Annotated in this window: 21 protein-coding genes, 1 tRNA gene and 3 pseudogenes; 10 read left to right on the forward strand and 15 right to left on the reverse strand. The window is 61.7% G+C overall.

What is annotated here, in order from left to right; genetic code table 11:
• The first annotated feature begins 11 nt into the window (after nt 1–11).
• Nucleotides 12–96: transfer RNA gene (locus tag AUQ37_RS04060), tRNA-Ser, on the forward strand.
• A gap of 45 nt (nt 97–141) precedes the next feature.
• Here AUQ37_RS04060 and AUQ37_RS04065 read toward each other — a convergent pair.
• A complete protein-coding gene (locus tag AUQ37_RS04065) occupies nt 142–1,548 on the reverse strand; it encodes an ATP-binding protein (RefSeq protein ID WP_058747516.1) in 1,407 nt (468 codons plus the stop codon).
• Between the two features lie 248 nt (nt 1,549–1,796).
• Here AUQ37_RS04065 and AUQ37_RS04070 point away from each other — a divergent pair, with 248 nt between their 5' ends.
• The 3 genes from AUQ37_RS04070 to AUQ37_RS04080 all read left to right on the forward strand — a co-directional run bounded on the left by AUQ37_RS04070 (nt 1,797) and on the right by AUQ37_RS04080 (nt 3,514).
• Complete coding sequence (locus AUQ37_RS04070; RefSeq protein ID WP_058747547.1) at nt 1,797–2,426, forward strand: class I SAM-dependent methyltransferase; 630 nt, start codon at nt 1,797–1,799, stop codon at nt 2,424–2,426.
• A complete protein-coding gene (locus AUQ37_RS04075; protein WP_058747517.1) occupies nt 2,423–2,863 on the forward strand; it encodes a hypothetical protein in 441 nt (146 codons plus the stop codon). Before AUQ37_RS04070 ends, AUQ37_RS04075 begins: the two co-directional genes overlap by 4 nt.
• 108 nt (nt 2,864–2,971) lie before the next feature.
• Nucleotides 2,972–3,514: a tetratricopeptide repeat protein gene (locus AUQ37_RS04080; RefSeq protein ID WP_058747518.1), complete on the forward strand. Its 543-nt coding sequence runs from the start codon at nt 2,972–2,974 to the stop codon at nt 3,512–3,514.
• A 24-nt stretch (nt 3,515–3,538) separates the two neighbouring features.
• On the opposite strand, the gene AUQ37_RS04085 is transcribed toward AUQ37_RS04080, so the two are convergent.
• From AUQ37_RS04085 to AUQ37_RS04095, 3 genes are read right to left on the reverse strand one after another with little or no spacing between them, the layout of a single operon-like run.
• The gene (locus AUQ37_RS04085; protein WP_235584914.1) at nt 3,539–4,777 is read right to left on the reverse strand and encodes an MFS transporter; all 1,239 of its coding nucleotides are present in this window, start codon (nt 4,775–4,777) and stop codon (nt 3,539–3,541) included.
• Between the two features lie 13 nt (nt 4,778–4,790).
• On the reverse strand, nt 4,791–5,255 hold the full coding sequence (locus tag AUQ37_RS04090) for a hypothetical protein (RefSeq protein WP_058747519.1): 465 nt from the start codon (nt 5,253–5,255) through the stop codon (nt 4,791–4,793).
• A complete protein-coding gene (locus AUQ37_RS04095; RefSeq protein WP_058747520.1) occupies nt 5,233–6,099 on the reverse strand; it encodes an inositol monophosphatase in 867 nt (288 codons plus the stop codon). Before AUQ37_RS04095 ends, AUQ37_RS04090 begins: the two co-directional genes overlap by 23 nt.
• 187 nt (nt 6,100–6,286) lie before the next feature.
• Between AUQ37_RS04095 and AUQ37_RS04100 the strand changes: the two genes are divergently transcribed.
• Together AUQ37_RS04100 and AUQ37_RS09510 are read left to right on the forward strand one after the other, a co-directional pair.
• Nucleotides 6,287–6,451, forward strand: coding sequence for a DUF362 domain-containing protein (locus tag AUQ37_RS04100; protein WP_058747521.1), 165 nt, complete (start codon nt 6,287–6,289; stop codon nt 6,449–6,451).
• Nucleotides 6,452–6,456: 5 nt separating this feature from the next.
• Nucleotides 6,457–6,834: a DUF362 domain-containing protein gene (locus tag AUQ37_RS09510; protein ID WP_082662398.1), complete on the forward strand. Its 378-nt coding sequence runs from the start codon at nt 6,457–6,459 to the stop codon at nt 6,832–6,834.
• On the opposite strand, the gene AUQ37_RS04105 is transcribed toward AUQ37_RS09510, so the two are convergent.
• From AUQ37_RS04105 to AUQ37_RS10900, 5 genes are all read right to left on the reverse strand, one after another.
• Nucleotides 6,738–7,151 (reverse strand): hypothetical protein, encoded by a 414-nt coding sequence (locus AUQ37_RS04105; protein WP_058747522.1) that lies wholly within the window; start codon nt 7,149–7,151, stop codon nt 6,738–6,740. The two genes, AUQ37_RS09510 and AUQ37_RS04105, sit on opposite strands and share 97 nt — an antisense overlap.
• Nucleotides 7,152–7,408: 257 nt before the next feature.
• A complete protein-coding gene (locus AUQ37_RS10890; protein ID WP_201013734.1) occupies nt 7,409–7,936 on the reverse strand; it encodes a DUF475 domain-containing protein in 528 nt (175 codons plus the stop codon).
• Nucleotides 7,933–8,325 (reverse strand): hypothetical protein, encoded by a 393-nt coding sequence (locus AUQ37_RS12930; RefSeq protein ID WP_201013735.1) that lies wholly within the window; start codon nt 8,323–8,325, stop codon nt 7,933–7,935. The genes AUQ37_RS10890 and AUQ37_RS12930 overlap by 4 nt, the downstream gene beginning before the upstream one ends.
• A 210-nt stretch (nt 8,326–8,535) precedes the next feature.
• Nucleotides 8,536–9,192, reverse strand: a complete 657-nt coding sequence (locus AUQ37_RS09925; protein ID WP_157844274.1) for a hypothetical protein — start codon at nt 9,190–9,192, stop codon at nt 8,536–8,538.
• A gap of 361 nt (nt 9,193–9,553) precedes the next feature.
• On the reverse strand, nt 9,554–9,772 hold the full coding sequence (locus AUQ37_RS10900) for a hypothetical protein (RefSeq protein ID WP_201013736.1): 219 nt from the start codon (nt 9,770–9,772) through the stop codon (nt 9,554–9,556).
• 74 nt (nt 9,773–9,846) lie between these two features.
• Here AUQ37_RS10900 and AUQ37_RS10905 point away from each other — a divergent pair, with 74 nt between their 5' ends.
• Nucleotides 9,847–9,984, forward strand: coding sequence for a hypothetical protein (locus AUQ37_RS10905; protein ID WP_201013737.1), 138 nt, complete (start codon nt 9,847–9,849; stop codon nt 9,982–9,984).
• Nucleotides 9,985–10,068: 84 nt separating this feature from the next.
• Here AUQ37_RS10905 and dnaJ read toward each other — a convergent pair whose 3' ends face one another.
• The 4 genes and pseudogenes from dnaJ to thsB form a co-directional block, all read right to left on the reverse strand.
• Nucleotides 10,069–11,238 (reverse strand): molecular chaperone DnaJ, encoded by a 1,170-nt coding sequence (gene dnaJ / locus AUQ37_RS04130; protein WP_058747525.1) that lies wholly within the window; start codon nt 11,236–11,238, stop codon nt 10,069–10,071.
• 22 nt (nt 11,239–11,260) lie between these two features.
• A pseudogene (gene dnaK, locus AUQ37_RS12245) lies at nt 11,261–13,182 on the reverse strand (molecular chaperone DnaK).
• Between the two features lie 33 nt (nt 13,183–13,215).
• Nucleotides 13,216–13,695: pseudogene (locus tag AUQ37_RS04140) on the reverse strand (nucleotide exchange factor GrpE); the annotation flags it as partial.
• Between the two features lie 189 nt (nt 13,696–13,884).
• Nucleotides 13,885–15,543, reverse strand: a complete 1,659-nt coding sequence (gene thsB, locus AUQ37_RS04145) for a thermosome subunit beta (protein WP_058747526.1) — start codon at nt 15,541–15,543, stop codon at nt 13,885–13,887.
• A 327-nt stretch (nt 15,544–15,870) separates the two neighbouring features.
• Here thsB and AUQ37_RS04150 point away from each other — a divergent pair, with 327 nt between their 5' ends.
• Both AUQ37_RS04150 and AUQ37_RS04155 read left to right on the forward strand, forming a co-directional pair.
• Nucleotides 15,871–16,227 carry a multidrug efflux SMR transporter gene (locus tag AUQ37_RS04150; RefSeq protein ID WP_058747527.1) on the forward strand — a complete coding sequence of 119 codons (357 nt, stop codon included), beginning with the start codon at nt 15,871–15,873 and terminating at the stop codon, nt 16,225–16,227.
• Nucleotides 16,227–16,604, forward strand: a complete 378-nt coding sequence (locus AUQ37_RS04155; protein WP_058747528.1) for a multidrug efflux SMR transporter — start codon at nt 16,227–16,229, stop codon at nt 16,602–16,604. The genes AUQ37_RS04150 and AUQ37_RS04155 overlap by 1 nt, the downstream gene beginning before the upstream one ends.
• A 38-nt stretch (nt 16,605–16,642) precedes the next feature.
• Here AUQ37_RS04155 and gltB read toward each other — a convergent pair.
• Together gltB and AUQ37_RS04165 are read right to left on the reverse strand one after the other, a co-directional pair.
• Nucleotides 16,643–21,017, reverse strand: a pseudogene (gltB, locus tag AUQ37_RS13545) (glutamate synthase large subunit).
• Nucleotides 21,018–21,027: 10 nt separating this feature from the next.
• The gene (locus AUQ37_RS04165) at nt 21,028–23,211 is read right to left on the reverse strand and encodes a glutamine synthetase III (RefSeq protein ID WP_058747529.1); all 2,184 of its coding nucleotides are present in this window, start codon (nt 23,209–23,211) and stop codon (nt 21,028–21,030) included.
• 401 nt (nt 23,212–23,612) lie between these two features.
• Between AUQ37_RS04165 and AUQ37_RS04170 the strand changes: the two genes are divergently transcribed.
• A complete protein-coding gene (locus AUQ37_RS04170; RefSeq protein WP_058747530.1) occupies nt 23,613–24,548 on the forward strand; it encodes a hypothetical protein in 936 nt (311 codons plus the stop codon).
• Nucleotides 24,549–24,573 lie beyond the last annotated feature (25 nt).

The raw sequence follows: 24,573 nt of genomic DNA on the forward strand, positions 1-24,573 counted from the left end.
GTCGGCGCCGAGCGAGATAGCCAAGCCCGGTATGGCGGTAGTCTCGAAAACTACTGGTCCTAGACCTCGGGAGTTCGAATCTCTCTCTCGGCGCCATTTTACATTCCTGACCGTGCGTATTCCGTCGGCTGACTGCCGGGATCAGGCCTTCCCGGCACTGTATCTCCTGTTGATCTCATCCACATCGACCCTGGCGATCCTCGGGACCTCCGGCCCTTCCAGGAAGGACGGGCCGTACAGGGGCAGGTGCATGACGCCGTTCACGTCGGTCATGACGTTGTTGTCGCAGACCTTCAGGCCCATGCGGTTCCTGTTCTTCTCCGACAGCAGCATGCTGAGCGATCTGGACCTCTTGTGCTTCCCGGATTTGATCTCCGCGATGCACACCTTGCCCTTGTACTTCAGAACGAAATCGACCTCAAGCGTGCTGTCCTTCTTCGCATAGTAGTAAAGCGGATACCCCTTCGATGCCAAGGCGTCCGCCGTGGCGTTCTCCATCAGCATGCCGTTGTTGGTGAACGGATCGCCGGCCACGATCTCCTGCACATCCCTGTATCCGCAGAGAGACATCAGGATGCCCGTGTCGCACAGGTACATCTTGAACGCATCGCCGTCGACGTTGTTGTCCAAGGGCGGGTCCACGGACAGGAGGTTCCTGCATCTGAGGGCTATGCCCGCATTCTCCAGCCATTCCAATGCCGTCCCGTACTCGCGCTTGCCGGTGCCCTTCTTCTTCTCAATATCGTAGTACTGGAACGACCTGTTCCCTCCTGCCAGCTGCGAAGGTATCGATTGAAGGCAGGCCTGGATGCGCATGACATCGCTCTTCGGCGAATACTTGCCGGCATCGATCCGGAGGATGGCCACTATCTCATCGAGGCGCTTCACGGTCTCCGCATAGTCGCCGGTCTCCGAATACGCCTTCACTGCGGCCGGCATGCCCCCGACGACGAGATATCTCCTGAACAGGTCGCTGAGCGTCCTGTGGTAGTACTGATCGATCTCGGTTCCGTCCGTTACAGACTTTTTCACATCGGAGATCAGGCTGCGGTTGACCCCCATGGCCCAGAGGAACTCCTCGAAATCCATCGGGTACATCCTTTTCACGCAGGCATAACCCATCGGGGAGACCCTGTGCTCGTCCTGACCGCTGTCATCCTTCTTCCCGGACTCCAGTGTGACGCCGAGGAAGGACCCGGTGGCTATGATGTCGAAGCGGCCTTTGGATGAGAGAGGTTTGAGGGAGTAGTAGGCATCGTCGCATTCCTGTATCTCATCGAGCACCAGCAGGGTCCTGCCTTCTGCAGGGAGGTTCTTGGAGACGATTATCCTATCGGCGAGCCTGTCGGCATCCAGATTGCCCCGGAACAGCAGCCTGTCATCGGGATTGTCGGCGAAGTTGAGGTAAACGGTGCTGCCGTACTCCCTATCCCCGAACTCCCTGACGATGAACGTCTTGCCGACCTGCCGGCATCCCAGCAGGATCATCGGCTTCCTGTCGGGATCGTTCTTCCACCCCATCAGTTCCGCGTAGATCTTGCGTTCCATGCGATGATCATCGTCACTGAGGTATTTTACTATTTTTAACTGGGGGTATTTGCAGTGAAATCACTGCAAAAACGGCCTTAAAAACAGTGGACCTGCAGGACGGCATCGACGCTTGCTGCATCGGCAATGCTGGGATGGATGGACCCGGCAGACTCCGGCCGTTCAGGGCCTGCATCCAACTGTTGCCTCGAAACCTATAACAGTGCGCCGCGCATGGTGTGCGGTATGATTGCATGGCCGGTGACGATATGACTTCAGAAGAAGAACTGGCACAGTGCGGGTTCCCTCAGGGGGAGGAGGGCCGGAAGGTCCTGGCAGGGATGAACGACCACCACCGGGAGCTGACCGCGTGGGGGCTGTCGCAGCTCCGCGGGCATCCGGACATGAAGATCCGGAACGTCCTCGACATCGGCTGCGGGGGCGGCAACACCCTCCGCATGCTGAGCGCCAGCTATCCGCGCGCCAAGTGCGTGGGCATAGACATCTCCGAGACCGCAGTGAAGATGACCCTCGAGAGGAACAGCGTCTACCACCGCCTGGGCAACCTCGACGCGATCGTGGCGAGCGCTGACAGGATCCCATTCCCGGACGGCACTTTCGACGTCATCACCGCGGTGGAGACCTACTTCTTCTGGCCCGACCTGGAGAAGGGCATCGCGGAGGCGGCCTCCAAGCTGAAGGAGGGCGGCATGATGCTGATTATCGCCGAGGCCTACTTCGAGAAGGACATCTCCGAGATGGCGGACTCCGATTGGGCCTCCAAGGTGCACCTGGTGTCCAACGGCGAGATGGTATCGCTGATGGAGAAGGCAGGGCTGAAGGCCGAGGCCGTAACCAACCCCGACAAGCACTGGGTCGTCTTCACCGGAAGGAAATGAGATGCCGAGCATCTCCGTCGAGGCCGGGGGAGGACGCCCTGTCCGTCACCACCCCCTATTTCGTCCGCAGGATCCCTTACAATGAGATGGAAGGGCTCCTGCTCAGGGACTACGAGAAGCTGGAGATCGGCGAGTGCATAGAAGGGAAGCACGGGACGGTCAACGTCGGCATATTCAGGAACTCCGAGTTCGGGGAGTACGATATGGCCTCGCACGTGTCCTCCAAGGTCTATGCCGTCGCCAAGCACGCCGGAAGGCACCTCGTCTTCACGATGACCAACGTAGAGGCCACCAAGCAGTCTACATGGACGTCAAGAGGAAGGTCAAGGCCTCCGGGAACGTCCCAGAGGAACGCACCGGGAAAATCTTTTGAGACCGGGGCGGACCGCGGATCCGGGAACATGCCTCGAAAACAGCCGCTGACCGAAACCCCTTAAATACTCCATCCCTCGGAAAAATGTTCTCTGGATGATGTTGGATGATTGAGGTAACAGCAATTCGTCCTACCGGGATTTGATTTAATTATCGGCAGACGACGTACAATCATGCAATCTTTCAGGATAGATGAGCTTGAGGCATTGGCCTCGCAGGGCGTGCACAAGGCCGAGACCCTCCTGGGGATCGCGTATTTCTGCGGAACAGGGACGGATGCGGACTATGCTATCTCGCGCGGATACTTCGAAAGTGCGGCCGCCGGCGGAGAATCGGAGCCCCTGGTGTACCTGGCCTGGATGAACTGCCTCGGCATGGGAGGAGAGTGTGACATGGCGAAGGCAGAGGAGCTGCTCAGAGGTTCGATCGAGGCCGCCGATTCCGGCGATTGCAACGTCCAGTACGCGCTGGGCATGGCCTACTACCTGGGAGGAGTGCCGGGAGGGCGCGACCTGCCCAAATCATCATACTATCTGGAAAGAGCGGCGATGAACGACCACCGCGACGCGCAGTGCTTCCTCGCCTCCATGTACCTCAGGGGCGACGGCGTGCCCTGCGACCCGGCCAAAGCGAGGTTCCTCCTGGAAAGGGCGGCCGGCAACGGGAGCGCCGAGGCCGCCGCCATGCTGAGGGCGCAGGCCTCGGAAGAGGCATAGGCCTGAGCCGGGCGCCGGCGTTTCTCACTCCCTGCCGGCGTTCCTGCCCGAAGGGGTGGAGTCCAGGGCCGCAAGGTCCCCCAGGCGCTTCCTGAAGGCCATCCACAGCACCGCGTACGCTATGTCGGCGGCGGCTATGAGCACGCCTATCCCTATGGCGTAATCCGGCCAGGGGAGGGTGGACAGTACCATTCCCGTGCATCCGATCATGAAGAAGATGAAGTTCATCAGGGAGGAGACCGCGCCCGAGTCGCCGGGGTGGCTGGCCATGAGTATCCCCATGCCCCAGGGCCTGATGGCCGTCCCCACCGTCACGCAGATGATGAACGCGACGAGGAAGAAGTACCATTCCCTGTTCCCGACCAGCAGCATGGCGACGGCGCTGACCGTCCCCAATGCCAGGTAGAACTTCAGCATGCGGCGGTTCACGACGCTGCCCGTGAGCTTGTTTATCACGGTCATGAACACGGTCCCCATGATCAAAGTGAACCCAAGGAGCAGGGAATAAGCGGCCTCGCTCATCCCGAACATGTCCTCGTAGATGTAGGACGAAACGGAGAGGTAGCCCATGAAGGGCAGGTTGAAGATCGTGGTCATCACGGTGAAGACCACGAAGGCGCGGTTCCCGCACAGTTCCTTCATGCCCCTGAGCATCTGGCGGACGCCGCCCTCGACCCTCTCGGAGGGCGGCAGGGTCTCGTCGGTCATCAGGACCATGATGAACGCCGCGATCCCTACGAACACGGGGGCGACGAAGGTGGACCTCCATCCCCAGACGGAGATCAGGCCGGCGCCCACGATAGGTGCCAGCAGAGGACCCAGCACTCCGATGACGGCGACGACGTTCAGCATCCTGACGCGGAGGGCGCCGGAGTAGACGTCCTTGACGTAAGCGGTGGAGACCGTCATCGCCGCCCCGGAACCGACGGCCTGGAGGACGCGGAGGGCAATCAGCTCGCCGACGCCCTGGGCCAGGGAGCACAGAAGGGTGGTGATGCAGTACTCGGCAAGCGCGCAGACCAGGACCTTCTTCCTGCCGAACTTGTCCGAGACCGGCCCCAGGATCAGGATGGAGACGGCCATGGAGAACATGAACCCGTAGAGGGTCATGTTCATGACCGCCTCGGTGGTGCCCAGCTCGTCCACCATCACCGGCAGGGCCGGCAGGTACATGTCGGTGGACATGGGCGGGAAGGCCGCCAGGACCACGATCAGGGCCAGGAACGCCCCCGGGCCGAGGCGCCCCACGTTCTTCCCCTCCATCTGGAAGGCTTCCTCAGAACGCGTGGAGTATCTCGTTCATGACGTCGGCGAGATGCTCGGTGGCGGCGGCCGCCTCTCCTTTCAGCTTTCCTTTGTCGGCAGGGGATGCCGATTCAGCGGCCTCGTGCTTGGCGATGTATTCCCTGTAGGCCGCGATACCTTTGGCAAGGGCATCGGCCGCATCGTCCGCCCCTTCCTTCCTGCACTTCTCCTCGGCCCTCTCCATGTCCCTGAAGGTCTTGTCGCATGCCCTGATGGACACGTTCCTGGACTGGGTGCCCTCGTCGGTGTTCAGCATGTCGGCGACCGTGTTGCAGGCGAGGGTTATCATCGTGGCGGCCTCGATGCGCGCCACCGTGAAATCGGCGGGAGCGGGCCCCTCTTTCTTCTGGTACGGCGCCGCCTCGGCGGCCACCGGCCCGGCGGAGGCCGAGGACCCCGGGACTCCTTTCGCATCAGCCTTGGTTTTCTGGGTCATTGCTATCGGAGCGGTTATCGCGGATGCACGTTAAATATTTCCAGCCTGCTCGGAAATCCGTTCCTTCCAGGACCTGCTCCCTGAACGCGCGCCCGGCCTTTTCGGTGCCGGAGAGCAGGAGGAACCTCTTCTCCGCCAGGAGTTCCTCGTCGACGTAGGCCCCGGAGACGCGGGCCATGAACAGCCCCGGGAGGAAGTCCCACAGCTTGTTGACGTAGCGGATGTGTATGTCCGTCCTCCCCGCCGAGAGGTAGGCGAAGTCGGAGCAGGCGGCCCCGAACATCCTGATGCGCGCTACCCTGTCCTTCATCGCGCCGATGATGCGGTAGTGCCCGTCCCTCCATTCCTGGCTCTTCCTCGAGAAATCTCCTGTGGACACGATGCACTGCCTGAGCTCGCGCTCGGGATGTGCGCGCACCGGCTCCCCGTTCAGGCGCGCACCGGAGGCGGCCGTGGCGGTGAACAGCTCGCCGAGGGCCGGCAGGAGGATGGCGGACATGACCGGCTCCTTATCGACGGCAAGAACGGCCTGGGTGCCGTAGAAGGGGATTCCGTGCTGGTAGTTCAGCGTCCCGTCGATGGGGTCGATGATCCACGTGCGCTCGCCGGTGAGATCGCCGTCCCTGCCCTCCTCCGCGATGATCCTGTCGTCCGGGAAGACGGACAGGATGGCAGATACGGCGGCCTCCTGGGCGGCGGTGTCGGCATCCGTGACCGTGTCATAGGAGCCGACGGCGTTCTTCTTCTCGGAGCTGCGGGGGTCCGCCGCGTTCATGTAGACGGAGGCGGCGGCCCGGACCGCGGCGCAGGCGGCGGACAGCTCGTCCGCATACGGATCTTCCATGACGGCGGGGATGCGTGACGGCGTATTGTTCTTTTCGAGGCATAGGGAGATGCGCATCTCCGAGGCCGAGCGCCTTCTGTCCCAGTCTGTTTTAAATAGTAATAAGAAGAGCCTAAATCAAGTGTCCTTGAAGGCAGGTTCGGCTTAAATACCATCACCGCGACTTTTGATTCAAGGTGATAAAAAAATGCCTACCATCGTTTCCGACAACTGCGTTGCCTGCGGCGCCTGCGCCGATGCCTGCCCCAGCGGAGCCATCTCCGTCGACGACATCGCCGTCATCGACTCCGGAAAATGCACGGACTGCGGCGCGTGCATCGACGCGTGCCCGTCCGAGGCCATCACCGAGTGACGCGGATGGCAGTGAAGATCGACGCCGGGAAATGCGTCGGGTGCGGCGCCTGCGCCGATGCCTGCCCTAACGGCGCGATTACCATCGAGGACGTTGCCGTCGTGGACGCCGACAAGTGCGTCGACTGCGGCGCGTGCATCGACGAGTGCCGTCCGAGGCCATCTCCGAGTGAGATACTTCTCGGGGGCGGAGACCCTCCGCCCCGGCAAACCTCTTCTTCACCCTGTTCTCTTCTTGCATCCAATATCCAGTGCCGTCCGGCAACATGTTTTCCGGCGGAACCGGATCAGAAGACCCTGACGGCCCTGCCGCCTACGCACGTCGCTCTCAGGTCCGGGAACTCCTCTTCCCTCCCGAGGCACGAGAAGTACCAGTGCCCGTAGCTGCAATGGGACAGGACGGCGCTGCAGGCGTCCGAGGCCGCCGATCTCCCGGGGCCCCCTGTCCTGGATATCCATTCCGTCGGGCGCTCGCAGGAGAACACGAAATCCACCTTCCCGCCGTGTCCGGCGAGATTGGAGACAGCGTCCGAGACCTCCCCGGCGGAAGGGTCCTGCTCCGGCCACCAGTCCCAGTACTTCCCCCTGTCGTCCCTTCCCGGCGTGCAGGCGCCGCCCATGACGGCGAAAGTATGCCCGTCAATGGCGAACACCTGCCCCCGGCAGAGCCTCCTGACACCGCGCCAGACGTCGTTGGTCATCCCTCCGTTCCAAGGGAACTCCGGATAATCATCGACGGCATCGTAATCGTCGGAGGCCCCGTCAAGGAAAAGGACGGTGCAGGGGAGGCAGGACAGCGGCGTATTGATTCCATCCGGTCGCGGCGGGGCTCGAACACCCCCGAACCTCCCAGGATCAGGAGGAAATCGCCTTTCCCCATGGACGCCACCAGGGGTCCCGCGCCAGGGCCTCCGGCGCCTCCCTGTCCCTCACGGGGCCTGCAACGGCCAGCATGGAATCAGGGGGACGAGTTCTTGCTGGCCAGCGAGGCGACCACGGTGACGGCCAGGACTATGATGATGACCGCCAGCGAGGCGAAGGTGCTCACTTCGCAGATGTCCGCGGCCGACAGCAGCATCTTGAGGCCGATGAACATGAGGATGACCCCGAGGCCGTACTTGAGGAACCTGAGGTTCCCGAGGACGTCCCTGATGACGAAGTACATCGACCTGAGGCCCATGACCGCGAAGATGTTGGACGTGTAGACCAGGAAGATGTCGGTGGAGATGGCCAGCGCCGCCGGGATCGAGTCGAAGGCGAACATGATGTCCGACAGCTCGATGACGATGAGGCACAGGAGGAGCGGGGTAGCCAGCATCTTCCCGTTCTCCCTGACCAGGAACTTCGCGCCGCGGAGGTCGGGCGTGGAGTTGATCTTCTTGCTGAGCTTGTAGGACAGGGTATCCTCGGTCTTCTTGCCCTCGCTCTTGCTGAACGCCGTCTTGATAGCGGTGTAGATGAGGATGGCCCCGAAGATGTACATCATCCAATCGAGGTCTCCAGGAGGTCCGCTCCCACCTCGACGAACAGCAGGCGGAGGAATATCGCGCCGAGGATCCCGTAGAAGAGGACCCTGTGCTGGTCCTGGAACGGGATGGCGAAGGCGGCAAAGATGACCATGAAGACGAACAGGTTATCGACGGACATCGACAGTTCTATCGCATAGGCCGCGTAGTAGGAGGCCGCGCTCTCCGACCCCAGCTCGAAATAGATGAGCACGCCGAAAAGAAGCGCGATCGTTATGTAGATGAGAGTGAGCCTCCCGGCCTTCTTGGTGTTGATCTGGGTCTCTTTGCTGTCGACCGCGAAAAGGTCGACGGCCATCACCGTCACGAAGATGATGATGAAGATTACCCAGAGGGCGCTCTCTGACATGCCTCAGCATATCAGATGACCTCATAAATAGATATGCAGGCTCAGAAAACACCGATGCCGCACCGATGCAATACATTCTAAACACAAAGATGCACAACCGATCTGACACCTCGCCTCCATTTCTATTTGCGTCGAAAGCAAAACGATATGGATAACGCAAATTGCATCTTTCTGTTATTATGACAATGACTGCCACTATTCTCCGATTATTCAATCCTCTTTCATCAGGCGATCTGCGGCGGCCAATACTCCGGCTATAAGCACCAATGCACAAGCGTAAAGGGCATGCAGACTGAAAGGAACCCACAGATCGATATTGCCCGTTGAATAAACATAACCGTTGATAACGAGGCCGATCGCAGACACTGCTATGGTCCCATAAGGGATGAAGAAAAGCATACAATATGCCGTGACCGCCGGCCCCATAACGTATAGTATTATTGAAAGAACGCCCTGAAAGAACCCCTGAGATGAATATACATCGTAAACTTCAGCAGTCGCCATCATCGTGTAGTATGCTGAACATGCTGCCACGATCAGCGCTAACAATCCTGTCAATGAGAAGTTGGAACGCAGCAGCTCTGCGTAGCTACTATACGCACTGGGCGAAGTTCTCTCATCCGAGGGGCCATCTTCATGATGGCCGCTGTCATCTTCATGATCGTAATGACTGGATGAAGAGCTGCCCGGCACATATTCAGGATCTGAACCAGGCCGGAGCGGTTCAGAACTGTCCTCATAGGTGCGTCCATGATGAGAATATGATGTGTCGGAATAAGACGTATCCTCATACGTCTTATCATAATCTGAATAGGCGCCATCATCATTACGGATTTCACCGGATGTCTCATTATAGCTGGCACACACATCGTCAGGATTTGTATGTCTCTTATAAAATCCTGGCTATAGCGTCAGACAATCCAGTCTGCAAGGGCGGACCTCATTCGCCCTCACGGCCTCACAAATATTCGATCGAGGCCGGAGAAATCTCCTCCGCAAATCACCTTTCTCCGATTGTTCTGCCCTCTATCGGGAAGAATTAGGAACGCAGTTGCCGCTGCAATACATTTTAAATACAAACGCGACCGGAACGGTTTTTTCGACCTCTGAAAGCTGAAACCCCCCTCCAGACCCCTTTTTCGGGCACATCTGATATAAACAGCCCCGAGTATTTTGTCAGCATGTTCGGTTCTGTCAGGAAGTCGGCCGCCGGGACGCCGGCACGTGTTTACAAAGAGATCCGCGCTGCCTTCGACAGCGAGAACCTGGTGTATCGGGAGGACATGATCAACAGGGAGATCTGCTGCCTCTTCGAAGGCGACGACATGCCGGTGAAGCTTTCCGTGTCCGTGTCAGACGAGGCCCCGGTGATAATGTTCGACTGCCTCCTCGACTTCAAGGCCCCCAGCCAGTCCTTCGGCACGATCCTCGAGGGGCTCAACGTCATCAACTCCTCCCTCACTTCGGGGCGTCATACTCGACCCGGAATCGGGGCGCCTCCTGTACAGGTACCATTTCCTGATGGACGGGCACATCCCGTCGAAGGACGTCATACTCGGGGTCGTGAAGATGGTGGTGGACACCGTGGACGCGAACGACGGCGGGATAAAAGCGCTGATCCCCGAGATGACGACCTTCGCCGATCCGATGTTCGGATGATGCCAGGCATCTGCGGCTGAAACGAAAATTGAATGTGCCAGGCGCCGGGGAAGGTGGAACCGGCGCCCGGCCGATGCCGCCGGATCAGGACTGTCGCTGCTTCTTGCCGAAGAGCGAGGCCCTGGCCTTGGCGACCTTCGAACGGGTCCTCTTGTTCCCGGCCTCCTCGTCCAGCTTGAGGAGGAGCTCCTTCTCGTAGTCGGAGGTCCTCTTGGGCACGGTGATGCCGAGGCGGATGTAGAGGTTCCCGCGGGTCTCCCTGTTGAGCACCGGGAGCCCCTGCCCGGAGATCTTCAGCACTCCTCCGACCTGGGTGCCGGAGGGGATGGTGGCCTCGATCTCCTGGTCCTCGAGGTTCTTCACCTTCACGGTGCCTCCGAGGACCAGTCTGGGATATGTGGTCTCGGCGTCGACCCACAGGTCGGGGCCGTCGCGTTTGAACCCTTTGCTGTCCTTCACGTGGAAGACGACGTAGAGGTCTCCGGAAGGCCCGCCGTTGACGCCGGCGTCGCCCGCTCCGGGGACGCGCATCTGCATGCCGTCCTCGACGCCCTTGGGCACGTTGATCTCGATCTTGGAGTTCTTGGACACTATCCCGGACCCGCGGCACTTGGGGCACTGGGTCACGTAGACCCTGCCCGTTCCGCCGCAGCGGCTGCATTCCGAGACCATGACGGTGCTCCCGAACATGGTCTGGCGGACCTGCTGCATCTGGCCGCGGCCGCCGCACTCCGGGCATACCTGGGTCTTGCCGTCCTTGGCCCCGGTGCCGTGACAGTCGGGGCACTGGGACGTGTGGGGGACGGACAGAGTGGCCGTCTTGCCGGAGAGCACGTCGTTCAGAGTGATCTCGAGGTCGTACCTCAGGGACTCCCCCTGGCGGGGCGCGTTCGGGTTGCGGTTCCTCCTGGAGCCTCCGAAGAAGCTCCCGAAAATGTCGCCGAAGATATCCCCGAACTCGTCCCCGTGCTCCTGGGCGAAGTCGTCCATGTTGAACCCGCCCGCTCCGAACGAGCTGTCGACGCCCGCGAAGCCGTACTGGTCGTAGCGGGAGCGCTTGTCGGGGTCCGAGAGCACCTCGTACGCCTCGGAGATCTCCTTGAACTTGGCCTCGGCCACGTCCTTGGGCTCTGTGGAGACGTCGGGATGGTACTTCTTCGCCAGGGTACGGTACGCGTGCTTGATCTCGTCGGCGGTGGCCGTCTTGGAGACGCCCAGCACCTCGTAGTAGTCCCTTTTGTTCTGATCGGGCATGGTTCAACCACTCTTCTTCGGATCACTGATCGTCGTCGACGATCTTGTAGTCCGCGTCGACGACGTTCCCGTCCTTCTTCGCGGAAGACCCCTCGGATGCACCGGCCTTGGCGCTGCCCGAGGATGCCTGGCTCTGCTGCTGGGCGGCTTCCTGGTATGCCTTGGCGGCGTCCTGGGCGGCCTTCTGCTGCTCGGGCGTGGCGTTCTTGTAGATCTTCTCGCTGATGGGCTCCATCGCCTTGAGGAGGGCCTCGGTCTTCTTCTTGATGTCCTCGGTGTCGTCTCCCTTGGAGGCGTTCTCCAGGTCGGAGATGGCGCTCTCGATGGGGGCGCGCTCCTCGTTGGTGACCTTGTCGCCGAGGTCGGACAGGGACTTCTGGACGGAGTAGATGGTGGTCTCCGCGGAGTTCTTCGCGTTGATCAGCTCCTCCTTCTTCTTGTCCGCGTCGGCGTACTTCTCGGCGTCCTTGATGGCGGCGTCGATGTCCTCCTTGGACAGCTTGTTCGAGGAAGCGATCGTGATCTTCTGCTCCTTGCCGGTGCCGAGGTCCTTGGCGGAGACGTTGATGATGCCGTTCGCATCGATATCGAAGGTGACCTCGATCTGAGGCACTCCGCGCGCGCCGGGGGTATTCCGTCGAGGACGAACTTGCCGAGACTGGTGTTGTCGGCGGCCATCTTCCTCTCTCCCTGGACGACGTTGATCTCCACAGAGGGCTGGTTGTCGACCGCAGTGGAGAACACCTGGCTCTTCTTGGTCGGGATGGTGGTGTTCCTGTCGATCAGCTTGGTCGCGACTCCTCCGAGGGTCTCGATACCGAGGCTCAGCGGGGTGACATCGAGCAGCAGGACGTCCTTGACGTCCCCGGACAGGACAGCTCCCTGGATGGCCGCTCCCATGGAAACGCACTCCATGGGGTCGATGCCGTGCTGGATCTTGGGGCCGACGATGGACTCGACGAAGTTCTGGACGATGGGCATCCTGGTCGGGCCTCCGACCATGATGACCTTGTCGATGCCGTCGGGGGTGAGGTTGGCGTCCTTCATGGCCTGCTCGATCGGGCCGCGGCAGCGGGACACGATGGGCTCGACGAGCTCCTCGAGCTTGGCGCGGGTGATGGTCTGCACCAGGTGCTTGGGGCCGGAGGCGTCCGCGGTGATGAACGGCAGGTTGATCTCGGTCTGCATGGTGGTGGAGAGCTCGATCTTGGCCTTCTCGGCGGCCTCGACGACCCTGACGCGGGCCGCGTGGTCCTTAGACAGGTCGATACCGGTCTCCTTCTGGAACTCGCCGATGACGTAGTTGGTCAGCGCCTCATCCATGTCGGAACCTCCGAGCTGGGTATCTCCGGAGGTCGAGAGGACCTGGAAGACGCCGTCGTCGAAGTCCATGATGGTCACATCGAGGGTTCCGCCTCCGAGGTCGAAGACGAGGATCTTCTGCTCCTTGCCGCTCTTGTCGAGGCCGTACGCGAGGGCCGCGGCGGTAGGCTCGTTGATGATCCTGACCACGTCGAGGCCGGCAATCTTGCCGGCGTCCTTGGTGGCCTGCCTCTGGTTGTCGTTGAAGTAGGCGGGGACGGTGATGACGGCCTTCTCGATGGGCTCGCCGACGAACGCCTCCGCGTCCTTCTTGATCTTCATGAGAATGTAAGCGGAGATCTGCTGGGGAGTGTACTCTTTGCCGAGCGCCGTGACCTTCTCGTTGGACCCCATCTTCCTCTTGACGTTCTTGATGGTTCCGTCGGGGTTGGTGACGGCCTGCCTGCGGGCGGGCTCTCCGACGAGGAGCTGGCCGTCCTTGGTGAACGCGACGTACGAAGGGAAGGACTTCCCTCCTACGGAGGTCCCCTCAGCGCTGGGGATCACAGTGGGCCTGCCGCCCTCCATCACGGAGGCGGCGGAGTTGCTCGTTCCTAGATCGATTCCGATTATCTTTGACATTTTCTTCACCTGCTTTCGGTATTGTAAACGGTTTCACTCGGCCCCTTTCCCGTCGGCCGGGGCTTCCTGGGCCTTCGCATCTCCTGCGGGCTGCTGGTCCTGCGGGGGCTGCTCTTTCTTCTTGGTCACTATGACCTTGGCGCATCTCAGGACGCGGCCGTTCAGAGTGTACCCTTTCTGGTACACCTGAGCTATCCTGTCGTCCTCCGGGCCCTCTGTCACCATGAGCGCCTCATGGTAGTTGGGGTCGAACTTCCCGTCGGTGGGAATCTCCTTGAGGCCTTGGGCCTCGAGGATCTTCATCAGGTTGTCCCTGATGCTCCTGACCCCGTCCTTGAGGGGGCTGTCCTCTTTCGCCGATTCGAGCGCGCGCCCGAGATCGTCCGCGACGTTGACTAGCTCGGAGACGAGCCCGCTCACCGCGTACTTGCGGTAGTCCTCGTTCTCCTTCTCGGTCCTCTTGCGGAAGTTCTCGAACTCGGCCTGCTTGCGGCGGGCCATGTCGAGGTACTCCGCAGCGTTCTTCTCGGCCTCGGCGAGCTTGGCCTCGAGTTCTCCGTAGGACTCCTTCCGGCTTCCTCGGACCTCTCGGCCTTCTTCGCCTTCTTATCAGCTTTCTTTCCAGCGCTTCCGCTGTCGGATTCTTCTTTTTCTGTCAAATCGCGGCCTCCGTTCTTACCGAACCGGTGGTCGGGGGAGCCCTTACGGACCCCCCTTCGATCTCAGCGTACCGCTCAGTCGTCGGCTCCGGGAGCGGGGGCTCCCTCGCGACTGGGGCGATCCGGATTTGGAAGCGATGACGTCGTCGATCCTGAGGATCATGACGGCGGCGTCGGTCGCAGAGTTGATGGCCTGCTTGCCGATCCTGATGGGCTCGATGACGTTGAGCTTCATCATGTCCTCCACCTTGCCGGTGAAGGGGTTGATGCCGGCGAACTTCTTGCCCGCCTTGTGCTGCTTCCTCATCTCGATGACCATGTTGATGGGGTCGAGACCGGCGTTCTCAGCGAGGGTGGTCGGGATGATCTCCATGGCGGAGGCGAAGGCCTCGATGGCGATCTGCTCCCTTCCGCCGACGGAGGCGGCGTAGTCGCGGACGCCCATGGCGATCTCCATGGCCGCGGAGCCTCCTCCGGTGACGATCATGCCGTCTTCCAGGCAGACCTTGACGACGGACCAGGCGTCCACGAGGGACCTCTCGACCTCATCGGCGACATGCTGGGTCCCTCCCCTGACGAGGACGGAGACGGTCTTGGGGTTCTTGCAGCCGTTGATGAAGGTCATCTGCTCGTCGCCGACGAACTTCAGCTCGACGGTGTCAGCGTATCCGAGGTCCTCGGCGGTCATCTCGGAGATCTTGCTGATGATGGAGGCGCCGGTGGATTTGCCGAGCCTCTCCATGTCGGACTTCTTCACGCGGCGGCAGGCGTAGATGCCTTCCCTGGCGAAGTAGTGCTGGGCGAGGTCGTCGATGCCTTTCTGGCAGAAGACGACGTTGGCGCCGGCCTTCTTGACGCACTCGACCATGTCCTTGAGGGTCTTCTCCTCTTCGGCGATGAACTGGTTGAGCATAGCGGGGTCGGTGATCTGGATCTTGGCGTCCACTTCGGGCTTCCTGACCTCGAAGGCGACGTTGACCAGGGCGATCTTGGCGTTCTTCACGAGGTGGGGCATGGTCGGGTTGACAGGCTCCTTGTCGACGATGAGGCCTTTCACGAGCTCGGACTCCTCCATGTTGGCGCCGGCCTTCTTGACGGTCTGGATGTTCTTGAGGTCGATCTGCATCTTGCCCTCGGGGTCCTTGTCCATGATGGTCTTGACGGCGTCGACGACCATGTCGGAGAAGAACTCTTTCGAGCCGCTGACCTGCTTGGAGATCATCGCGGTCTGGGCGATGAGCTTCAGGGTCTTGTCGTCCTTGGGGTCCACCTTGGTGGCGATGGATTTGAGGATCTCCTGGGCCTTCTCGTTGGCCATCCTGTAACCGGCGGTGATGATGGTCGGGTGGACGTTGGAGTCGATCAGGTCGAGGGCCTTCTTCAGGAGCTCTCCCGCGATGATGACGGAGGTGGTGGTACCGTCGCCGACCTCCTGGTCCTGGGTCTTGGCGACCTCGACGAGCATCTTGGCGGCAGGGTGCTGGACATCCATCTCTTTGAGGATGGTCACACCGTCGTTGGTGATGACGACGTCTCCGACGGAGTCGACGAGCATCTTGTCCATTCCGCGGGGCCCGAGGCTGGACCTGACAGCGTCCGAGATGGTCCTCGCAGCGGTGATGTTGTTGAACTGAGCGTCTTTTCCTTTGTCCCTCTTGGTGCCTTCCCTGAGGATAAGCACGGGTGCGTTGCCCATACCCATTTTTACATTCTCCTTTAGCCCGAAGAATCTCTTCGGGAACTATGCCTTGATTGAATGTTCTTCTATATAAACATTCTTTTGGTAGACAACCTTAGGTTAATGACCAATTGGACGTGTCTTTTTCGTTATCTGGATTATCCGAAAATATCCCGATTTCTTCCTTTATTTTACACATTCCTGAAAGTATCATTTTTAAAATTAAATTATCCCTTTAAGGATTAGTGCCGGAGGCCTTTCCGGAAGCGCGGAGAGACCTGATGCACAGAAATGCTGACCCGAACATGTTCGCAAACCTGTTTAGTTACAAATTCGCGGCTTCAAAAGTGCATGAGCGAATTGATAGCTTGGGCGGTTCTGCTCGCGGCAAGCTGCATAGAGCCCATATGGCCTACATGCCTTGACAAGTCTGACGGATTCAAGAAGAAAGGGTGGGGGATCGCGGCGATAGTCCTGGTCCTCTTATGTTTATATTTACTAGCATACGCGGTGGGGATGGAGGATTCTTCGGGAGATGCGTACATCGGCCCCGGAGTCGCGTATTCGGTCCTGGCAGGGATCGGGGCGGCAGGCGTGGTCGCCATCGGCCGCGTGCTCTACAAGGAGAAGCTGACCGCCAGGAGGATCTTCTTCGTGGCCCTCATCGTGATCGGGATCATCGGCACCAGGCTGGCAGGTGAAATCTGATGGCATCGATCGGCATTAACGAGAAGATGCTGGCATGGATCGTCCTCCTCCTGGGAGGGATATTTCAAATAGGATGGTCCATCGGCGTCGATTACACCGAGAAGTTCACCGTGTGGACCTGGGACATCGTCACCGTGGTCTTCCTGGCGCTCAGCATGGTCTGCCTCGAGTGGCCGATGAAGCACGGCATAGCGTTCACCACCGCCTACGCAGTATGGATCGGGGTCGGGGGTCGCCTGACCGTCATCGTGTCCGCGGTACTGGGTCTCGATGACTTCAACTGGCTCATGGGCGTCTTCCTGGTGGTCGTCCTTGCGGGAGTGGTCGGGCTGAAGGCCACCCCGGTGGAATATATCGAAGAGCCAGAGAAACCCTGAAACAGGGGAGACAGGCCGGGTTTCCGGCCGTCCCCCCATCAGTTGCTCTCGTCTTTCAGGAGCATCTTGTAACCGACGGGGATGACCTTCAGGAACCTGCGGCAGGCCGCCGGCCAATCGGCCAGGAGGGACTTCGCCAGCGCGCTCCCGGTGTACTTGACGTGGTTCTCGAGGATCCCTCTCAGCTCGGCGCAGTCCTTCGGGACGTCCAGCGCCTCGAGCTCGACCATGTCCATGTTGCAGTGGCGGTCGAAATCGCCGTCATCGTTGAGGACATAGGCTATTCCCGCGGACATACCGGCGGCGAAGTTCCTGCCGCAGTGCCCGAGGACGACGACGCGCCCTCCGGTCATGTATTCGCAGCAATGGTCCCCGACGCCCTCGGCGACGGCTATCGCGCCGCTGTTGCGGACACAGAACCTCTCTCCCGCGGATCCCGCGACATAGAGCTCACCGGCGGTGGCCCCGTACATGGCGGTGTTCCCGGCCAGCACTCCTGGGTCTTCGCATCCGGACCTGAAGACGGCGATCCTGCCGCCCGACAGCCCCTTTCCGATGTAATCGTTGGCCATCCCGTCGAGCTCCAGGGTTATGCCCTCGGTCAGGAAGGCTCCGAAGCTCTGCCCGGCCGTCCCCTTGAAGAACAGCCTGACCGAGCCGTCGGACGGACGGAGGCCCAGCCTCTTGATCTCGCCCGAGAGCATCGCCCCGACCGAGCGGTCGGTGTTCCTGATAGCATAGGAGAGGGAGACCGTCCCGCCCCTGCGGATCTCGGGCATGGCATCGGACATTATCACGCGGTCGATCTGCTCCGACAGCATGTCGGGCTGGCCGGGGCCGAGCTCCCTCTCGCCCTTCTCCATATGCAGGAGCGGGGAAAGGTCCAGGGAGGAGGCGGGGCCTTCGACGCTGCGCAGACCCAGCAGGTCCGCGCGGCCGATGATCTCGGACAGCGAGCGGAATCCCATGGCGGCGATGCGGCGCCTGACGTCCTCCGCGATGTCCGTGAGGTAGCGGGCGACGCCCTGCGGCGTCCCCTTGAACTTCTTCCTCAGCACCGGGTCCTGGGTGGCGATGCCTGCGGGGCACTTGTTGGTCTGGCACTTGCGGCACATGACGCAGCCCATGGACACGAGGACGGACGTCGCGAAGCCGTACTCCTCGGCCCCCAGCAGGGCGGCGACCACGACGTCGCGTCCGGTCCTGAGCTGCCCGTCGACCTGCAGCCTGACGCGGCCGCGGAGGCCGTTGGCCATGAGGGTCTGCTGGGCCTCGGCGAGGCCGACCTCCCAGGGCATCCCCGCGTAGCGCATGGACGACATGGGGGCGGCGCCGGTCCCTCCGTCGCCGCCGGAGATGAGGATGATGTCGGCCCCGGCCTTGGCGACGCCGGAGGCGACGGTGCCCACTCCCGCCTCGGAGACGAGCTTGACGCTGATCTTCGCGGACGGATTCACGCACCTGAGGTCGAGGATGAGCTGCTTCAGGTCCTCGATCGAATAGATATCGTGGTGCGGCGGAGGGGAGATCAGGGTGACGCCCGGCAGGGTGTGGCGGGTGGCCGCGATGACGGAGTCCACCTTGAACCCCATGAGCTGCCCGCCCTCTCCGGGCTTGGCGCCCTGGGCGCACTTGATCTGGATCTCCTCGGCCGATGCCAGGTACTCCGTGTCGACGCCGAAGCGCCCGGACGCACCTGGCGGACCTTGGATGCCTTGGCGGCGGGGCGGGAGGGGTCCTCCCCTCCTTCTCCGCAGTTGCTGCGGGCCCCCAGCATGTTGGCAGCCTCGGCGGCCGTCTCGTGGGCCTCCTTGCTGATGGCGCCGAAGGACATCGCTTCCACGACGAACCTGCTGAGGATGGACCCGGCAGGCTCGACCTCGGAGATGTCTGCAGGCCTGCCGGCTGCCGGCTCGAGCAGGTCGCGGAGGTAGAACAGGCCGTCGCCCAGGTCCTCATGCTCGGCGAACCTGTCGTAGGCGCTGCCGTCGGCGTCGGAGGCCGCGGCATGGAGGAGCCTGACGGCCTCGACGGACCAGGCATGCCTCTCCCCTCCCCTGACCGGGGTGTAGACCCCGGTCTGGGGGAGGCAGTCCGGCAGCTCGGAGGCGAACGCCTCGGCGTGGCGGGCGAGGACGGTCTCGGCTATCTCCTTCAGCCCGATGCCGCCGACGCAGGACCTGGTGCCGCAGAGGTACTTGTTGCAGAGCCCGCGGTCGAGGCCGACGGCCTCGAACAGGCAGGTCCCGCGGTACGAGCGGATGGTGCTTATGCCCATCTTGGACATGATCTTCTTGAGGCCGTTCTCGAGCGCGCGGGCGTAGCGGTACTCCGCCGTGTCCGGGTCGTAGCCGGTCCTCCCGGCCAGGGAGAGGGACTCGACCTCGCAGTATGCCAGGTACGGGTTGACGAGGTTCGCGCCGTACGCGAACAGCAGGGCGACGTGCTCGGTCTCCCTGACCTCGCCGGTCTCGACGATTATGCCGGTCTCGACCCTCCTCTTCTTCTCGAGGAGGCGCTGGTGGACGGCAGCGGTGGCCAGCAGCGACGGGACCGCCGCATGGGCGGCGTCCACGCCGCGGTCCGACAGGATGATGTAGGAGATCCCGTCCGAGACGGCCTCCTCGGCCTGGGCGCATATCCTCTCGAGGGCCTTCTCGAGGCCGGCGGGGCCGTCCGATACCGGGAACACGATCTGGATGGTAGAAGTGGAGAATCCGCGGTAGCGGAGGTTCCTCAGCAGGTCGATCTCCCTGTCGGTGATGATCGGGTGGCGGACCTTCACGATGCGGCAGTTCTCCGGAGCCGGGACGAGCAGGTCGTGGTGGATCGACCCGATGTAGCCCGTGACCGACATGACGAGCTCCTCGCGGATGGGGTCTATCGCAGGGTTGGTGACCTGCGCGAAGGACTGCCTGAAGTAATTGAAGAAGCTCTGCGGCATCGACGAGAGCACAGGCAGGGGGATGTCGGAGCCGGCCGACGAGACCGGTTCCTTCATCTTCTCTATGGTCGGCAGGATGATCCTGTCGATGTCCTCCTCGGACCAGCTGAACTCCGCCATCAGGCGGCGGGCGCCGGGGACGGAGCGGTCGACGGAGCGCCCGGAGGACACGTCCCCGAGGTCGATCCTGTTCTTCTCGAGCCAGTCGCGGTACGGATAGGCCGAGGCGAGGGCGCCCTTGATCTCCGGGTCCCTGATGATGCGGCCCTCCTCGGTGTCCACGAGGATCATCTTGCCGGGGCGGATTCTGCCCGATTCCGCGATATGCTCCGAGGGGACGTCGAGGACGCCCGCCTCCGAGGAGAGGACGAACAGGCCGCTGTCGGTCACCGCGTAGCGCACAGGGCGGAGGCCGTTCCTGTCCAGCATCCCGCCGGCGAACCTGCCGTCGTGAACAGGACGGCGGCGGGGCCGTCCCAGGGCTCCATGAGTATGGAGCAGTACTCATAATATGCCTTGAGGGAGTCCGGTATGGGGTTCTTGCTGTTCCAGGACTCCGGGATCATCGAGGTCAGCGCGTTGGGGGCGGACATGCCGCTGAGCGTGAAGAACTCGAAGACGTTGTCCAGGGAAGCGCTATCGCTCATGCCCGGCTGGACTATCGGGGAGAAATCGGAGACGTCCGGGAAGGCGGGGCTCGAAAGGAGCCCCTCCCTGGCGCCCATCCACGCGCGGTTGCCGCGGATGGTGTTGATCTCACCGTTGTGGCACAGCATGCGGAACGGCTGGGCCAGCTTCCACATGGGCGAGGTGTTGGTGCTGAACCTGGAATGCACCATAGCGATGGAGCTGGCGAAGGCCGGGTCGCTCAGGTCCGGGAAATAGGCGCGGACCTGCCCGGGGGTCAGCATCCCCTTGTAGACGATCGTGCGGGTGGAGAGGCTGCAGACGTAGAAGTCCGGCACGGCCGAATTGAGCGCCTCCGCCCTCTTCCTGGCGCGGAAGAGCTTCCTCTCCAGCTCGACGCCTCCGCATCCGCCGACGACGAACGCCTGCCTCATGAGGGGCTCGGATGCAAGTGCCAGAGGGCCGGGGACGGAGTGGTCCGCAGGGACCTCCCTGTCCGCGAATATGCTCAGGCCGTTCTCGGCGCATGCAGTGCGGAAGCGGCCCCATGCCGCCTCCGCGGCCTTGGGGTCCCTCGGCAGGAATATAATGCCCGTCCCGTAGGAACCGGGGGCGGGCAGGGGCATCCCGAGCTTCTGGTAGAAAGCATGGGGGATCTGGACGGTGATGCCCGCTCCGTCGCCGGTCAGGCCGTCCGCGTTCTCCGCTCCGCGGTGCGCCAGGCGCTCCAGCACGCGGAGGCCCGCCTCCACTATGCTGTGGTCTGCGGCGCCCGCCACCGAGACGACCATCCCGACCCCGCAGGAGTCCTTCCCCTCGGGATCTGCGAGACCTGCGGCCATCACGGGAGCCTCAGTGGATGAAGAGCAGCTCCCTGTACTTGGGCAGGGGCCACATCTGGTCGTCTACCATCATCTCGAGGCTGTCGACGTGCTTCCTGATCTCCTCGAGGAGGGGCACCATCTTGTCGTGGTACTCCTTGGCGGGGCCCATGCCGTCGGCGGCGGACCTGAGCTTCGCGTCGAGGGCGTCGAGCTCGTCGACGAGGGACTCGGCAGCGGAGATGTCCTCGGAGATGCACTTGATGAGGTCCATCTGGGAGGCGGCCATCTTGCGGAAGTCCTTGTCGCCGTAGATGTCCTTCAGGTTCTTGACGTTGGACAGGAGGATGTTCTGGTAGGAGATCGCGACGGGGATCACGTGGTTGGTGGTCAGGTCGCTGAGCACCCTGCCCTCGATGGCGATCTTCTTGGAGTAGATCTCCAGGAAGACCTCCTTCCTGCTCTCGAGCTCCACCTGGGACATGACGCCGGTGTCCTTGAACAGCTTGACGGCCTTCTTGGAGTCGAGGGCGTTGTAGCACAGGGGGACGGAGGTCTCGCAGTCGAGGCCCCTCTTCTTCGCTTCGGCCTTCCACTCATCCGAGTATCCGTTACCGTCGAAGACGACGTTCTTAGCGGCCTTGTAGGTCTCGCGGGTCTCGTCGAGGACCGCCTGCAGGACGGGAGTGCCGTCCTTGATCCTCTTGTCGACCGCGGCCTTGAACTTCACGAGCTGGGCGGCCAGGATGGTGTTGAGCACGGTGATGGGACCGGAGCAGTTCGCGCTGCTCCCGACGGCCCTGTACTCGAACCTGTTCCCGGTGAACGCGAAGGGCGAGGTCCTGTTCCTGTCGGTGTTGTCGACCAGGAGCTCGGGGACCTGGGGGATCCCGAGGCTGTAGCCCTTCTTGCCGGCGATCTTGACCATGTCCTTGGTCTTGAGGAGCTCCTCGAAGGCGCCGCTGACCTGCTGTCCCAGGAAGGACGAGATGATCGCGGGCGGGGCCTCGGAGGCGCCGAGCCTGTGGGCGTTGTCCGCGTTGAGGACGGCCGCCTTGAGGAGGTCGTTGTTGTCGTAGACGGCCTTGAGGGTGTTCGCCATGAAGCAGAGGAACCTGAGGTTCTCCTCGTCGGTCTTGCCGGGGGACATCAGCCCGATGCCGCTCTCGGTGCCGAGGGACCAGTTGCAGTGCTTCCCGGAGCCGTTGATGCCGGCGAAGGGCTTCTCGTGCAGGAGGACCTCGAAGCCGTGCTTCTCCGCGATGTTCTGCATGAGGGACATCAGGAGGAGGTTGTGGTCGATGGCGAGGTTGGCCTGCTCGTAGACGGGCGCGATCTCGAACTGGTTGGGGGCGACCTCGTTGTGGCGGGTCTTCACAGGGATGCCAAGCTTGTACGCCTCGTACTCGAGGTCGCGCATGAAGTCGAGCACCCTGGGCGGGATGGCCGCGAAGTAGTGGTCGTCGAGCTGCTGGTTCTTGGCGCTGTCGTGGCCGACGAGGGTCCTGCCGGTCATGACCAGGTCGGGGCGCTGCATGTACAGGTCCTTGTCGACGAGGAAGTACTCCTGCTCCCACCCGAGGTAGGAGTGGACGACCTCGTTCTCCTGGCCGAAGTAGGACAGGACGTCCTTTGTGGCCTTGGTGACGGCGGAATCGGACTTCAGGAGCGGGGTCTTGTAATCGAGGGCCTCGCCGGTGTAGGAGACGAAGACGGTCGGGATGCAGAGGGTGTCGCCGATGACGAAGGCAGGGGACGAGGGGTCCCAGGCGGTGTATCCGCGGGCCTCGAAGGTGTTCCTCAGGCCTCCGGAGGGGAACGAGGATGCGTCCGGCTCCTGCTGGAACAGCAGCTTCCCCTCGAACTTCTCGATGGACTCGCCGTGGCCGCGGGGGTCCGCGAAGGAGTCGTGCTTCTCGGCGGTCCCGCCGGTGAGGGGCTGGAACCAGTGGGTGTAGTGGGTGGCCCCCATGTCCATGGCCCAGCGCTTCATGCCCTCGGCGACATGGTTGGCGACGTTCCTGTCAAGAGTTGCGCCCCTTTCCACGGTCTCGTAGATCGACCTGCGGGTCTCCTCGGAGAGGTACTTCCTCATGGCCCTCCTGTCGAAGACGTTGCACCCGTAGTATGCCGACGTCTCCTTCGCGGGAGGCTCGGCCTTGGACGGAACCTTGGAAATCGCGCTCTCAACCGCTATGAACCTGAAGTTCTGCATGATGCGCGGATTACAGATGTTGTTTATAAGGATTGTTCATGAAACCAGTTAGACATTTGTACGCAACAAACGCTTTTCGATAGATGTTTGAGTATGATTAGGTCTGAGGCGCCAAAATAAAAGGTTGATTTTCGGAATATGAAGATTCGTTAAACATGGTTTCAGCATATTAACGCGTCTTAACATAAGGGCTTACCGGGGGACCGCGGAGGGCGGCCCGGACGGGCAGATCCGGGCATGTCCCTCACGCAACGGACGGGGGGCCCCCCATGACCCGTGGGAGTCAAACCGCCCCCCGTGCGTCCCCCTGCCGACAGCAGGTTTACGACAGTACAATCTGGCTTTACATTGTTTTTAATAACAAAAAGTACAATCGGCATCCAAAGGGAGGACGACAGCAAATGGGCTTCAAACTCTTCAAGAGCGGAGATGACCTCTTCGACGAAGCGCAGGAACTCATCAAGATGAACGATCTGGATGGGGCCAGGAAGAAGTTCGAGAGCGCAGTGTCCAAGAACACCGGCAGCCGCGACCTCGCCATCCTGTACATCGCCATCATCGATCTGATCAGGAACCGCAACCAAAAGAACGCCTACCAGCAGGTCATCAGCAAGATCGACGCCGCCGGAGGGAACCTGAAGTTCGGCATCACGGACGTGGACACGGCCAAGCTCAGGAAGGAGTGCGAGACGTACATCCACGAGATCGAGGCCCAGCAGGAGATCCCCGATTCGGAGTGGATGCGCAAAGGCCAGCAGATGATCGCGGTGGCCGGCGAGTTCGCATCCGAGTTCGGTGACCAGAGCCTCACCATCGACGAGCTGACCAACGGCAACTCGAAATCCACCGGGACCAGGGAGGCGCTCATCCTCCAGGCCATCGCCTACGAGACCATGGGGAGGGGCGCCGTCGAGGGCGACCCGAAGCAGGCGGCCGAGTACATGCAGATGGCCTACACCTTCCGCAAGCAGCTCGGCGACTCCGGGCAGGAGGACATGGACGCGATGAAGGCGTTCAGCACCTCCGGGAGGTGCTGGATCTGCGGCAGGCCGGCCAACGGCCTGGGCATCCACTTCGTGTCCCAGAACGCCACTGTGTCCCAGATGTTCGTCAAAGGCGAGAAGAGCGGGGAGGTCCTGCCCTTCGCGGAGGGCCAGAACGGCGGGGCGCCCACGCAGATCTACATCTGCATGCCCTGCTTCACCGCCATCTCCAACCGGGCCAACCAGATCTCCATCGGCTACTATAACCAGGCCATGCAGAACCTCCGGGAGACCGAGGCAAGGCTCCAGAGGCAGATCGACGCCCTCTCCGTATCCGTGAGGATGAGCAGATGAGCGGGGACGATATGGTCGCGCTGCG

The organism is Candidatus Methanomethylophilus sp. 1R26 (genome assembly GCF_001481295.1).
GTDB lineage: Archaea > Thermoplasmatota > Thermoplasmata > Methanomassiliicoccales > Methanomethylophilaceae > Methanomethylophilus.